5 protein-coding genes and 2 pseudogenes are annotated in these 14,286 nt (G+C 73.8%); 1 reads left to right on the top strand and 6 read right to left on the bottom strand.

The window, feature by feature from the left end:
* Both HET64_RS26795 and HET64_RS26790 read right to left on the bottom strand, forming a co-directional pair.
* A partial coding sequence (locus HET64_RS26795) for a polyketide synthase (protein WP_285801909.1) occupies positions 1–1,450 on the bottom strand: 1,450 nt, incomplete at its 3' end.
* 215 nt (positions 1,451–1,665) lie between these two features.
* Positions 1,666–2,364, bottom strand: a complete 699-nt coding sequence (locus tag HET64_RS26790) for a TetR family transcriptional regulator (protein ID WP_215109730.1) — start codon at positions 2,362–2,364, stop codon at positions 1,666–1,668.
* A 74-nt stretch (positions 2,365–2,438) separates the two neighbouring features.
* Here HET64_RS26790 and HET64_RS26785 point away from each other — a divergent pair, with 74 nt between their 5' ends.
* On the top strand, positions 2,439–4,607 hold the full coding sequence (locus HET64_RS26785; RefSeq protein ID WP_215109729.1) for an MMPL family transporter: 2,169 nt from the start codon (positions 2,439–2,441) through the stop codon (positions 4,605–4,607).
* A gap of 190 nt (positions 4,608–4,797) precedes the next feature.
* Here HET64_RS26785 and HET64_RS26780 read toward each other — a convergent pair whose 3' ends face one another.
* The 4 genes and pseudogenes from HET64_RS26780 to HET64_RS40135 form a co-directional block, all read right to left on the bottom strand.
* Entirely contained in the window at positions 4,798–5,037 is a 240-nt protein-coding gene (locus tag HET64_RS26780) for a DUF5988 family protein (protein WP_215109728.1), read from the bottom strand.
* A gap of 84 nt (positions 5,038–5,121) precedes the next feature.
* Positions 5,122–5,898, bottom strand: coding sequence for a thioesterase II family protein (locus tag HET64_RS26775; RefSeq protein WP_285801908.1), 777 nt, complete (start codon positions 5,896–5,898; stop codon positions 5,122–5,124).
* Between the two features lie 157 nt (positions 5,899–6,055).
* Positions 6,056–14,019, bottom strand: a pseudogene (locus HET64_RS26770) (type I polyketide synthase); the annotation flags it as partial.
* 69 nt (positions 14,020–14,088) lie between these two features.
* Positions 14,089–14,247, bottom strand: a pseudogene (locus HET64_RS40135) (KR domain-containing protein); the annotation flags it as partial.
* Positions 14,248–14,286: the final 39 nt, after the last annotated feature.

The following is a 14,286-nucleotide window of genomic DNA, read 5'->3' as shown; positions in this document are numbered from 1 at the left end:
GGATGGGCCCCTCCACGACCACGTGGCAGTTGGTGCCGCCGAGGCCGAAGGAGGAAACCCCGGCCAGCGGGGTGCTTCCGCTGTCGGGCCAGGGCGTCAGGCCTGTCTGGACGCGCAGGTTGAGCGCGTCGAGGGCGATGCGGGGGTTGGGGGTGACGTGGTGCAGCGTGGGGGGAATCTCGCGGTGGCCCGCGCTCAGCAGGACCTTGAGCAGGCCGACGATGCCGGCCGCGCCCTCCAGGTGGCCGATGTTGGTCTTGACGCTGCCGACGGTGAGCGGGTCTCCGTCCGGCCGCCGGGTACCGAGTGCGGCGCCGAGCGCCGCGGCCTCGACCGGGTCGCCCACCGGCGTACCGGTTCCGTGGAGTTCGACGTAGTGCAGGTCGGCGGGGTCGGTGCCGGCCCGCCGGTGGGCGAGCCGGAGAACGTCCTCCTGGGTCTCGCGGCGAGGCACGCCGAGCGCGTCGCCGCCGCCGTCGTTGTTGACGGCGCTGCCGCGGATCACGCCGAGGACGCGGTCCCCGTCGGCGTGGGCCAGGTCGAGCGGCTTGAGAACGAGGACGGCGCCGCCCTCTCCGCGGACGTAGCCGTCGGCGCGCTCGTCGAAGGTGTGGCAGCGGCCGGTGGGAGAGAGCGCGCCCATACGCTGCGACGCGGCGGTGGAGCCGGGTCCGGCGATCAGGTTGACGCCGCCCACGAGCGCGGTGGTGGCCTGGTTCGTCCTGAGCAGTTCGCAGGCGAGGTGCACGGCGACGAGCGAGGACGACTGTCCGGTGTCGACGGTGAGGCTGGGGCCGGTCAGTCCGAGGGTGTGGGAGAGGCGGTTGGCCAGCATCGCCCGCCGGGTGCCGGTGAACGAGTGGTGAGTGAGGGCGTCGGGGCCTCCGCCGTGGGTGAGTTCGGCGTAGTCGTCCCAGATCGCGGCGGCCAGCACGGCCGTCCGGCTGCCGCGCAGGGCGGCGGGGAGGGTGCCCGCGTTCTCCAGGGCCTCCCAGCCGAGTTCGAGGAGAAGTCGCTGCTGGGGGTCGGTGGCAGCGGCCTCACGGGGAGAGATGCCGAAGAACTCCGGGTCGAAGGTGTCGATGCGGTCGAGGTAGCCGGCGACCGCGGGGGCGCCATCGGATCGGCGTCCGGCGGGGAGTTCGCGTACGGAGTCGTGGCCCGAGCGGAGCAGTTCCCAGAACGCTTCGGGGCCGTCGGCACCGGGGAGGCGGCAGGCCACGCCGATCACGGCGACGGGTGCGTCGCGCTCGTGCGGGACGGGCGGGGTCGCGGCCGTCGACGTCCCGGGAGCCGGCTCTTCGGGCGCCGACGTCCCGGGAGCCGGGACCTCGGGTATCGACGCCTCGGGGGCCGATTCCTCGGCCGTCGGCGCCCCGGGCCCCGGTGCGGGCCGGTCCGCCGTGGTCCGCGGGCCGGATCCGTGCACCGTCGACTCGTCGTTCCTCATGCCTTCAGCCCCCGCTGACCAGGTGGTTCCGTTGGTGGTGCGGCTTCCTGACGCCGTCCGGCGCCCTTCGGACACCGGTCGTCATTGTGTGCGGGTACCGGCGGCACGGCCCCCGTGGTCTCCCCCGGCCACACCCCCAGACTTTCCCGGGGATCTCCGGCGCGGTCGCCCCCGGGGTGGGGAAGCCGCCGGTCGCCGGGGCGGCCGGGCCCGCGTCAGGCGGCCGGCTGCCCGGGGCCGGGGCGAGGAGCGCCGAGGGTGCCGATGCCCCGCAGGGCCACGGTGGCCGCGGTGCCGATCGCGTCGAGGAGTTCACCGGAGGCGGGGTCGTCCGGCAGCACGGTGAGCGCTGTGTTGACGAGGGCTCCGACGAGGGCTCCGACGGCGGCGGCCGCTTCCGGCGGGGTGATCTCGTCCGGGAAGGCGCGCTGCAGGGCGTCGGTGAGTGCGCGCTGGGCACCGGTGATCCGGCGCATGGCGCCGGCCTGGAGCGCGGGCGTGGAGAGCACCAGGCGGATGCGCCGGGAGGCGAGCTCCCCGGAGAGCTCCTGCCCCGCCGCCCCGGTGTCGACCGTGTCCCGCAGGGCGCGCAGCAGGGCGTCGGCGGGCCTCTCGCCGGTTCGGCGCTCCGTCACGCGTCGTACGGCGTCATCGATCCGCAGGCCGGTCTCGGCGAAGAGGATGTCCTCCTTACTGGGGAAGTACGCGAAGAAGGTGCGGGTGGAGACCTCGGCCGCGGCGGCGATCTCGGCGACCGTCGTCTCGTCGTACCCCTTGGCGTACATGAGTTCCACCGCGGCGGCGATCAGCGTGGCCCGTGTCCGCTGTTTCTTGCGTTCGCGCAGTCCAGGGGCGGGAGTCTGCTCGCCGGAGGCGGTGGTGTGCGAAGCGATGGTGGCGGGGACATCTGTCATGCGCACATTTTATCTACAGCTGCCGCATATTCGCACGCGTTGAAAAATTGCATCGAGTGCGATTTGATAGATCCATGGAACGCTTACTGGAACGGCTCGGTGCGCTCTGCGCCCGGCGCCCGTGGCGCACGATCTCCGCCTGGCTGCTGATGGCCGCGGCCCTGCTGGTCGTCGGACAGGCCGCCGGCAGCACCTTCGTCAACGATTTCCGGGTGCCGAACGCCGAGTCTCAGGAAGCCACCGACGTGGCTCGTGAGCACTTCCCGGACTACGGCGTGGTCAACGCCCAGGTCGTCTGGAAGGCGTCCGGGGGCAAGCTGGAGGACCCGGCGAACACCGCGGCCGTCAAGCAGATGCTCGCGGACATCCGGGAACAGCCCGACGTGGCGGGCGTGGACGATCCCTTCCCCAGTCCCGACGGGGAAGCCGCGATGGTCAACGTGGACTACGACAAGGAGCTGGGCGAGCTCGACTCCTCGCACTACGAGCGGCTGCGGGAGGCAGCCGAGCCGGCCCAGAAGGCCGGTCTCACCGTGGAGTTCCGCGGCATGGTGGTGGACCTCGGCACCGAACCGTCCACCAGCGGCGCCGAGATCATCGGCGTGGGCACGGCGCTCATCGTCCTGATCGTGGCCTTCGGCTCGGTCGTCGCCGCCGGTCTGCCGCTCGCGGTGGCGCTCATCGGCATCGTCGCCGGCACCGCGCTGGTACTGCTGGTCGGCCTGGTGATGGACATCCCGACCTCGGCACCGATCGTGGCCGTGATGCTCGGCCTGGGCGCCGGCATCGACTACGCCCTCTTCGTGCTCAGCCGCTTCCGGGTCGAACTGGCCCACGGGCACCCACCGGTGAAGGCCGCCGGGCACGCCACGGCGGCAGCGGGACACGCCGTGGTGTACGCCGGCGGGACCGTCGTCGTCGCCATCCTCGGCCTGATGTTCGCCGGTATCCCCTTCGTCGGCGCCATGGGTATCGCGGGAGCGCTGACGGTGGGCGTGATGGTCGTCGCCGCGGTCACGCTGCTCCCGGCCCTCCTCGGTCTGATCGGCCACCGGGTGAACGCCCTCCCCGTGCCGCGGCTGCGCAAGCGCGGCACGCCCCGGCCCGATCCCGACGACGAGAACACACTGACGTACCGCTGGGGCAGTCATGTTCAGCGGCACCGGGTGCAGTACGCGGTGGGCTCCACCGCCGTCCTGCTGCTGCTGACGATTCCCGTGCTGAGTCTGCGCCTCGGAACGCCCGACGACGGCATCCAGCCCGCCGAACTCACCCAGCGCAAGGCGTACGACCTGGTGGCCGAGCACTACGGGCCGGGCTGGAACGCCCCGTTGGTCATCACCGTCGACGGCGCCGACGAGGCCGGACTGGGCCGGCTCAAGGGCGCGCTGGAGTCGGACAAGGAGGCGGAGATCGTCATGCCGCCCGCGCCCAGCGAGGACGGCAAGGCCGCCGTGGTGACCGTGATCCCGCGTCACGCACCGCAGGACGAGCAGGTCAGCGAGCTGGTCCACCGTATCCGCGACGACGTCGCCCCCCAGGCGCTCGGCCCGGGCGGCGGCACGGCGATGGTCGGCGGCGCGACCGCCGTGGTCATCGACATGGCGGACGTGGTGGGCGAACGCCTGCCGTGGGTGATCCTCGCGGTGGTCGGCGCGGGAATGCTGCTGCTGTACGGCATGTTCCGGGCGCCGCTGATCGCGCTCAAGGCCGCGGTGATGACGCTGCTGTCGATCGGCGTCTCGTTCGGGGTCATCATCGCGATGTTCCAGTGGGGCTGGGGCCTGGACCTGTTGGGCCTGGACAAGACGGTGCCCATCATGTCGGCCGTGCCGATGCTGCTGTTCGCGGTGCTGTTCGGACTCTCCATGGACTACGAGGTGTTCCTGCTGTCCGCCGTCCGGGAGGCGTACGACCGTGACGGGAACGCGCAGCGGGCCGTGGTGAAGGGCATCGGTTCGACAGCCCGGGTGATCACCACGGCGGCCATCATCATGGCGGTGGTCTTCCTCAGCTTCGTCTCGGTACCGGAGACGCTGATCCAGATGATCGGCATCGGACTGGCGACAGCCGTGATCATGGATGCGACCGTGATCCGGATGGTGCTGGTACCGGCCGTGATGAGCCTGATGGGCGACCGGGCGTGGTGGCGGCCGGGGATGAGCCGGACCGGGAAGGCGCAGAAGCCGGAGGGCGTGGAGAAGGCGGAGACGCCGGAACCGGCGACGGCGGGCGAGAGCTGACGGCCCGCCGCGACCGCGGCGACACGCAGGGAGGGGCCGGGCCCGGACGGGCCCGGCCCCTCCTGACGTCACAGAGGACGCAGGTTCACGCGGGACGGATTCACGCGGCGCAGGTTCACGCGGCGCGGATTCACCCGGTCCCGGTTCGCTCCGTGCCGGTCGACCCGGTCCCGGTTCGCTCCGTGCCGGTTCACTCGGCGACGTAGGTGCGACGCGACCACTCGAACACCCTCAGCCGCACCCCCTCCTGCTCCACGGTCTCGGCCGTCGGGAGGAAGTGCTCGTAGGCGTTACCGAAGAGCACCTTCAGGTTTCCCTCGACGTCGGTCTCGTAGCGGGTGCGCTGCTCGTCCGGCAGCCAGGCCGGACCGCCGCGCAGGACGATGTTGGGCGCGTGCGCGGGCAGAACCTCGGGCTGGGCTGAACTCATACGGCATCACTCTCCGTCTCGGATGGTGGGGATGTGGGGGGTGGGATGGGGCGCGCGTCCGGCGGGCGCCGGCCGCGCGGCGCGTCAGCGCGGTTCCGCGCCGAACGCCGTCAGACAGGTGCGTACCGCCGCGCCGACGGCGGGCCACTGGTCCCCGAGGTAGAAGTGGCCGCCGGGGAAGGTGCGCAGCGTGAAGGCACCGGTGGTGTGCTGTGACCAGGCGCGGGCGTGGTCCGCGTCGACCCGCGGGTCGGCGTCGCCGACCATCACGGCGACGGGACAGCCCAGTTCGCGCCCGGGGACATGGCGATACGTCTCGACCGCCGTGTAGTCGGCGCGCAGGGACGGCAGGATCATCTCGCGGACCTCCGCGTCGTCCAGCAGGCTCGCGGCGGTGCCGCTCAGCGCCCGCACCTCCGCGACCAGGCCGGAGTCCTCCCGCAGATGGACGGTCTCCTCGACGAGTACGCCGGGGGCGCGGCGCCCCGACGCGATCAGCCCGAGCGGCCCCGCGCCGGTCTCCTGCTCCAGCCGGCGGGCCACTTCGTAGGCGATGACCGCGCCCATGCTGTGCCCGAAGAAGACGTAGGGCAGGTCGGTCCATTCCTCCAGTTCCTTGCGGACGCCGTCCACGAGGACGGCGAGATCGGCCGGCGGGGCCTCGGCCCGGCGTTCCTGGCGGCCCGGGTACTGCACGCCGAGGACCTCGGCCGTGGACCCGAGCGCCCGGTGCAATGGGTGGTAGAACGAGGCCGACCCACCCGCGTGCGGAAAGCAGACCAGACGGACTCCGGGCGGGGTGGCCGAGGCGGGGGCGAACCTGCGGATCCACAGGTCCGTGTGCGTGTCGGTGGACGGCATGGTCGGTGGTGCCTCCTGGTTGTCGAGCGCGTCGTGCGTCCTGCGAATTGCGTGTCGAGAAGTGCGCGTCGAGAAGTGCGTCGTGCGGGCCCCCGCCGGTGCCCGTCGGTGTCGGCACCGGCGGGCACCGGCGGGCGCCGGCGGGGGACCGTGAGGGTCAGCCGGCCTCGGTCCCGGCGGAGGCTCCGGCCGTGAAGAGGTGCACCGGGGTGCGCAGCCAGTAGCCGGAGCGCTGGAACGGGTAGGTCGGCAGGTCGGCCAGACGGTGTGCGGCCTCGCCGCAGACCCGGTCCCAGGCGACTGCGGCACCGAGCGTGTGCAGCCGGGCGAGTGCGGCCGGCACGGCGGCTGCCGTGCCGTCGCCGGTGACGGGCAGCGGGACGCGGTCCGTCACCGGCTCCGACGACGGGGCGCCGCCGAGGTCGAGGACGACGGCCCCGGCGGGTGCCGCACCGCTGCCGCCGTCCCAGGCGGCAGCCCAGTAGGCGGCCGACCCCGGCTCCACGCCCTCGGCGTCGACCGGCGGCAGTGCCGTTCCGGGCGGCGGCGGGGTCAGTGCGGCGACGGCGGCCTCCAGGTGCTCGCCCGTGCCGAGGGCGAGCACGAGCCGTGCCGCCTCGGCCTCGTCCAGTGCCCCGGCCGCGACGGCTGCGGCCACCGCCCCCGGGCCCTGCCCGGTGGTGGCCACCGGCCGTACGCCCCAGGAGGACAGCTGCCGGAACAGGGCGAGCCCGAACGCGTAGGACGCGGCGTGCGCGGTCTCCGGTGCGGTCCCGGCCGCACCCGGGCCGGCCGTACCGGACGCGTCGGCACCGGGCTCGGGCCCGTCGGCCGCGCCGGGGGTCTCGGCCAGCAGCAGGTCGAGCGGTGACTGCTCCAGCAGCGGTTCGAGCCGGGCGCAGAGCGCGTCGAGCGCGTCGGCGAACTCCGGCAGGGCGGCATGGAGCCGGCGTGCCGCCCCCGGGGGTACGGGTGCACCGCCGAAGGTGACGGCGACCGGCCGGTCGCCGGTGGCCGGCGTCCCGAGGATCACGGAGTCGCCCTCCTGTCCCCGTTCCACGGCGGCCAGTCCGTCGAGGAGCGTTTCCCGGTCGGCTGCGAGGACGACGGCCCGGTCGGTGAAGGCCGAGCGGCCCACCGCCTGGGTCCACGCCACGTCGGCGACGTCGGTGCCGGGCCGCGCGGTGAGGTGTGCGCGCAGCCGGGCGGCCTGCTCGCGCAGCGCCTCCGCGCCACGCGCCGAAAGCACCACGGGCGCCACGGGCAGGCCGCCTGTGCGGCTGCCCCGAGCGGAGGGTTCGGCGTCGTCGGCGGCGGGCTGTTCGAGCAGGACGTGGACCTTGGTGCCGCTGGCGCCGAAGGACGACACCCCGGCGCGGCGGGCCCGGCCGGTCTCGGGCCACGGGGTGCTCTTCTGCACCAGCCGCACTCCCCCGGTCTCCCAGTCGACGTGGCTGCTCGGCTCGTCCGAGTGCAGGGACCGGGGCAGGCTGCCGTGCGTCAGGGACAGCACCGTCTTGATGACGCCGATGACGCCGGAGGCGGCCTGCGGGTGGCCGATGTTGGACTTGACCGTGCCGAGCCAGAGCGGCCGTGCCGGGTCGCGGTCCTGTCCGTAGACCGCCATCAGGGCCTGCGCCTCGATCGGGTCGCCGAGGGCGGTCCCGGTGCCGTGTCCCTCGACCACGTCCACATCGGCGGGTGCGAGGCCCGCGTTGGCGAGGGCCTGCCGGATGACCCGCTGCTGGGAGGGGCCGTTGGGTGCGCCCATGCCGTTGCCGGTGCCGTTGTGGTTGACGGCGCTGCCCCGGATCACGGCCAGGACGCGGTGGCCCCGGGCGCGGGCCGTCGACAGACGCTCGACCACCAGCATGCCGGCGCCTTCGCCCCACCCGGTGCCGTCGGCGCCTTCGGCGTACGACTTGCAGCGTCCGTCGCTCGCCGCGCCGATGCCCATGCCCGGCGAGACGGCCGGGTTGGCGAGCACGGACGCCCCGCCCGCGAGCGCCTGTTCGCACTCGCCGCTGCGGACCGACTGGCAGGCGAGGTGCAGGGCGAGCGCGGAGGAGGAGCAGCCGGTGTCGAGGGTGAGCACCGGTCCCTCGAGGCCGAGCGCGTAGGCGATCCGTCCGGCGGCGAGCGCCGGGGAGATGCCGCCGCTCAGATACGGCCTGGTCGCCTCGGGAACCTCCTGCATGCCCGTCCAGTAGCCCTGCGAGAAGGTGCCCAGGAAGACGCCGACGGACTGGCCGCGCAGGGAGCCCGGCGCGGTGCCGGACCGCTCCAGGGTCTCCCAGGCCAGCTCCAGCAGCAGCCGGTGCTGCGGGTCCATGGCGAGGGCCTCGTCGTCGCCGATGCCGAAGAACGACGCGTCGAACCGGGAGGCGTCCCGCAGGAAGCCGCCCTGCCGCACGTACTCCATGCCGGGTACGTCGATCCCGGCCGTGACCAGGGCCTCGACGTCCCAGCCCCGGTCGTCGGGAATCCCGGCGACGGCTTCGCGTTCCTCCACGACCAGCTGCCACAGGTCCTCGGGCGTGTCGACGCCTCCGGGCAGTCGGCAGCCCATGCCGACGACGACCACCGGGTCGCTCGCGTCGGCGTCCGCCCCGGAACGGGAGACGGGCGCGGCGGGGCTGGGCCCGCCGTCGGTCCCGGTGGTCTCGTCGCCGAGGAGCGTGCCGCGCAGGTGCGCTGCCAGGTCGCGGGGCGTGGGGTGGTCGAAGACCACCGTGGCGGGGAGGGTGACGCCCGTCGCCGTACCGAGCCGGTTGCGCAGCTCGACGGAGGTGAGCGAGTCGAACCCCAGCTCGCGGAAGGGCCGTTCGGCGTCGAGGGCGTCGGGCGACGCGTGACCGAGGACGGCGGCGGCGTGCGTACGCACCAGGTCGACCAGCGCCCGTTCGCGTTCCGCCCGCGGCAGCGCGGCCAGGTCGCGGGCCGCGGGGAGGCCGCCCCCGGTGTCGCCGGCGACGGGCTCGTGCCGCGCGGACCGCAGCAGACGCCGTACGTCCTCCAGTTCCCGCAGGAACGGGCGGGTCCGGCTCTCCGCACCGTGGGCCGCACCGGCGGCGATGCGGTCCCATTCGATCAGCGCGAGCGCCACCACGGTCTCGTCGTGGTCGAGGGCGTGCTGGAGGGCGCGCAGCGCGGTGTGCGGCTCGATCTCCGAGCCGCCGCGCCGGCGGAGCTGCGCCTCGGCGGTGCCGGAGGCGATGCCTCCGCCGGACCAGTGCCCCCATGCGACGGAGGTGGCGGGCAGCCCCTGCGAGCGCCGGGCGCGGGCCAGCGCGTCCAGATAGGCGTTGCCGGGGGCGTAGTTGCCCTGCCCGGCGACACCGAAGGTGCCGGCGAAGGACGAGAAGAGGACGAACGCCGTCAGCTCGGCGTCACGGGTCAGCTCGTCGAGGTGGTGCGCGCCGCGCGCCTTGACGTGCAGGACGCGGTCGAGCTGGGCGGGTGTCAGGGCGTCGACGATCGCGTCGTCCAGCACGGCGGCGGTGTGCACGACCGCCCGCAGGGGCAGGTCCTCGGGCACGCTGTCGAGCACGCGGGCGAGGGCGTCGCGGTCGGCGACGTCGCAGGCGACGAGGGTGACCCTGGCGCCCAGGCCGGTGAGTTCGCGTTCCAGTTCGGCGGCGCCGGGTGCGTCCGGTCCCCGCCCGCTGAGCAGCAGCAGATGCGGCGCGCCCTGGGCGGCGAAGTGGCGGGCGACGTGCCCGCCGAGCGCCCCGGTGCCGCCGGTGACGAGCACGGTGCCCTCGGGCCGCCAGGTGCGCGGCTCGCGGCCGTCGCCCCAGGGCGCCCGGACCAGGCGGTGGGCGAGAACCCCCGACCGGCGGACCGCGACCTGGTCCTCGTCGTCCGTCCCACCGAGCACGGCGGCGAGCCGGGCCAGCGCCCGCGCGTCCGGGTGCTCGGGCAGGTCGACGAGTCCGCCCCAGCGGTGCGGGTTCTCCTCGGCCACGACCCGGCCGAGTCCCCAGACCTGGGCCTGGGAGGGGCTGGTGAGCGGGTCGGACGGGGCGGTGGAGACCGCGCCGCGGGTTGCGCACCACAGGGGCGCGTCGATCCCGGCGTCCCCGAGCGCCTGCACCAGGGTGAGCGTTCCGACCAGGCCGGCCGGGGTGGAGGGGAGGCCGGGCAGCGGGTCCTCGGCGAGCGCCAGCAGCGACAGCACACCGACGACGTCCGCGACACCCGCTCGGGCCGCGGTGAGCAGCGCCGTGTGCTCCGCGCGGGCGGCTCCCGGGTGGAGGGCGACGCGGAGCGTGTCGCCCCCGGCGTCGTGCACGGCCGTCTCGACGGCTTCGGCCCAGACGCCCGCGCGGTCCGAGGCCGATTCGGGGACGACGAGCAGCCAGGTACCCGAGAGCACGGCCTCCGACGTGGCGACGGGCCGCCAGGCGGTCTTGTAGCGCCAGGAGTCGATCACGGACTCCTCCCGGCTGCGCCGTCGCCAGGACGCGAGGGCGGGGAGGAGGGTGCTCAGATCGTCGCCATCGGGGTCGAGGTCGAGGGAGGCGGAGAGCGATGCGGCGTCCTCCCGCTCGACGGCCTCCCAGAATCCGGCCTCGGCCGCGTCGGCGGGCCCGGGTTCGGGAGCGTCGGAGCCGCCCCCCTCCAGCCAGTAGCGGGTTCCCCGGAAGGGGTAGGTGGGCAGCTCGGCAGGTTCCGCGCCGCCGAGGAGCGGCGTCCAGTCGATGGACAGTCCGGCGACGGAGGCCTCGGCGAGCGACGTGACGAAGCGGTGTGCTCCGCCGTCGTCGCGGCGCAGGGAACCGACGGCTCCGGTGGCGCCGGAGTCCTGGATCCCGACGGCGAGGACGGGGTGGGCGCTGCACTCGACGAAGGCCGACAGTCCATCGGCAATCAGCGCCTTGGTCGTCGCCTCGAACTCGACCGTCTGCCGAAGATTCCGCACCCAGTAGGCGGCGTCCAGCTGCTGGGTGTCGAGCAGGCTCCCGGTGACCGTGGAGTAGAACGGCACCGTCGCCGAACGCGGCGTGATCGGGGCCAGGACGTCCAGAAGTTCCTCGCGGATCGACTCCACGTGCGAGGAGTGCGAGGCGTAGTCCACCGCGATACGCCGGACACGTACCTCCTCACCCTCCAAGGCTGCCAGCAGCTCGTCCAGCGCGGACGGCTCACCCGAAACCACCGTGGAGGAGGGCCCGTTGACGGCGGCGACCGCCAGACGGTCACCGAACCCCGCCACTCGTTCCCGTACCGTCGCGGCGGGCAACGCGATCGACGCCATGCCACCCCGGCCGGCGAGACGCTCACCGATCACCCGGCTGCGCTCCGCAACGATCCGGGCAGCATCCTCCAACGACAACGCACCCGCGATCACCGCCGCAGCGATCTCACCCTGCGAATGCCCGACCACGGCGGCCGGCACCACACCGAACGACTCCCACAACCGGGCCAGCGACACCATCACCGCCCACGAAGCAGGCTGCACCACATCGACCCGGGCCAGATCACCGGCCAACTCCGCCCGCAGATCCCACTCCACGAACGGCGCAAGCGCATCGGCACATTCGCGCAGCGACTTGTCGAACACCGGGAACGAGTCCGCGAGCTCCAGCCCCATCCGCGACCACTGCGCACCCTGACCCGGGAACACGAACACCGGCTTTTCCGGACCGCTCGGCGTTCCGGTGACGACCGCCGCGTGCGGCTCACCTGCCGCGACCGAAGCCAGACCGGACAGCAGAGCCGCACGATCCGCCCCCACCACCACCGCGCGCTGGTCGAGGAACGTGCGGTGGGAGGCGAGAGTGGCAGCGGTAGCGGCCGTCGTGAGTTCCGGGCGGCGTTCCACGTGGGCCCTCAGCCGGTCGGCCACGGTGGCGAGCTGCTGCGCGTCCGGCGCCGAGACGATCCACGGCAGCACGGAGGACGGGGAGCCCGCCGGGCGTTCGGGGTCCGGGACGGTCGGAGCCTGTTCGAGGATCACGTGGGCGTTGGTGCCGCTGACGCCGAAGGAGGAGACGGCCGCACGCCGGGACTCCCCCGTCTCCGGCCACGGCTCGGCCTCGGTGAGCAGGGAGACGGCTCCGGACTCCCAGTCGACATGCGTGGACGGCCTGTCGACGTGGAGGGTCTTCGGCAGGGTGCCGTTGCGCAGCGCCATGACCATCTTGATCACACCCGCCACACCGGACGCGGCCTGCGCATGGCCGATGTTGGACTTGATCGAGCCGAGGCGCAGCGGCCGTTCCGTGCTCCGGCGGCGACCGTAGGTGGCCAGGAGGGCCTGCGCCTCGATCGGGTCGCCGAGGGTGGTGCCCGTTCCGTGCGCCTCGACGGCGTCCACCTGGTCGACGGTCAGGCGTGCGTTGTCGAGGGCCTGGCGGATGACGCGCTGCTGCGAGGGCCCGTTGGGGGCGGTGAGCCCGTTGGACGCACCGTCCTGGTTCACGGCCGAACCCCGCACCACCGCCAGCACGCGGTGGCCGTTGCGGACCGCGTCCGAGAGACGCTCGACGAGGAGGACGCCGACGCCCTCGGCCCAGCCGGTGCCGTCGGCGGCATCGGCGAACGCCTTGCAGCGCCCGTCGGGCGAGAGTCCCCCCTGCCGGCTGAACTCGGCGAAGACTCCGGGGTCGGACATCACCGTGACGCCGCCGGCGAGGGCCATGGTGCACTCGCCCTGCCGCAGGGCCTGCACGGCGAGGTGCAGGGCGACCAGCGACGACGAGCACGCGGTGTCGACGGTCACGGCCGGACCTTCGAGGCCGAAGGCGTAGGCCACCCGGCCGGAGACCACGCTGGTGGCGAGGCCGGTCAGGGTGTAGCCCTGGATCTCCTCCGGGGCGTCCTTGAGACCCGCACCGTAGCCGGGGGTTCCCGAGCCGATGAAGACGCCGGTGCGGCTGCCCTTGAGCGTGTCGGCGTCGATGCCGGCGCGCTCCACGGCCTCCCAGGCGGTCTCCAGCAGCAGCCGCTGCTGGGGGTCCATCGCGAGGGCCTCGCGTGGAGAGATGTGGAAGAACTCGGCGTCGAACTCCCCTGCGCTGTGGACGAATCCGCCCTCGCGGACATAACTGGTGCCGCCCCGGGAGGAGTCCGGGTCGAAGAGGGCGTCGAGGTCCCAGCCGCGGTCGGCCGGGAAGGCCGACATCGCGTCGGCCTCGTCGGCGACGAGGTGCCACAGGTCCTCGGGGCTCCGTACGCCTCCCGGGTAGCGGCAGGCCATGCCCACGATGGCGACGGGCTCACTCTGGGCGGCCGTCAGCTCCTTGTTGCGGCGGCGCAGTTCTTCCGCCTCGGTCAGCGACGCCCGAAGTGCTGCGACGAGTTTGTCGGTCGATGTGGTCATGCCAGCTCCGTCTCGGTGTCGCATCATGCTTCGTTCTTGTGCAGCGCCATGTCGACGAGCGCGTCGACGTCCATGTCCGCGATGGAGGCGGCATCGTGTTCTGCCGTCTCCGGGGCTTCCGTCTCGTCCTCGAACCCGGTCAGGCGGCGCAGGAGGCTCAGGACGCCCGCGTCGCGCAGCGCGGAGAGCGGTACGTCCGCCAGCGCGCGGCGAAACTCGGCCTCCGCGCGGTCGCCGCCCGGGGACGCGTCCCCGGTGCCGGGGGCGAGCTGTTCCAGCAGGTGCTCGGTGAGCGCCGCCGGGGTGGGGTGGTCGAACACGGAGGTCGGGGAGAGGCGCACTCCCGTGGCCGCGCCCAGCCGGTTGCGCAGTTCGACGCCGGTCAGCGAGTCGAAGCCCGCCTCCCGGAAGGGGCGTTCGGACTCGACACGGCCGGTCTCGCCGAGCCCGAGGACCGCGGCCGCCTGCTGCCGCACCAGGTCGAGGACGATCCGGTGCTGTTCGGCCCCGGAGGCGGCCTCGATCCGGCGGCGCAGCGCTTCGGCGCCCGACGCGTTCACGACACCGGCGGTGCGGCGGCCCGACGTCCGGACGAGCCCGCGGAACAGGCCGGGCACCTCCTCGGCCGTGGCGCGCGTCCGCAGGGTGGCGAGGTCCAGGCCCACCGGTACGAGGAGGGCCTCGTCGGTGGCGAGTGCCGCGTCGAAGAGGGCGAGGCCCTCCTCCGAGGTGAGGGCCCGGACGCCGGACCGGTCGGTGCGGGCGCGGTCGCCGCTGCCGAGGTGGCCGGTCATGCCGCTGGCCTCTTCCCAGAGTCCCCAGGCCAGGGACTGCCCCGCCAGGCCGCGTGCACGCCGGCGTTCGGCGAGCCCGTCGAGGAAGGCGTTGGCCGCCGCGTAGTTGCCCTGGCCGGCGCCGCCGAGGATGCCGCCGACGGAGGAGTAGAGGACGAAGGCGGCCAGGTCGGCTCCGGCGGTGAGCTCGTCGAGGTTGACGGCGGCGTCGACCTTGGGCCGCAGCACCCGCTCGACCTGCTCGGGGGTCAGGGTGTCGAGTGCCCC

The organism is Streptomyces sp. McG3 (assembly GCF_018619185.1).
Classification (GTDB): Bacteria; Actinomycetota; Actinomycetes; order Streptomycetales; family Streptomycetaceae; genus Streptomyces.
The sequence above is the reverse complement of the archived record's forward strand: the minus strand, read 5'-3'. Positions and strand labels throughout refer to the sequence as shown.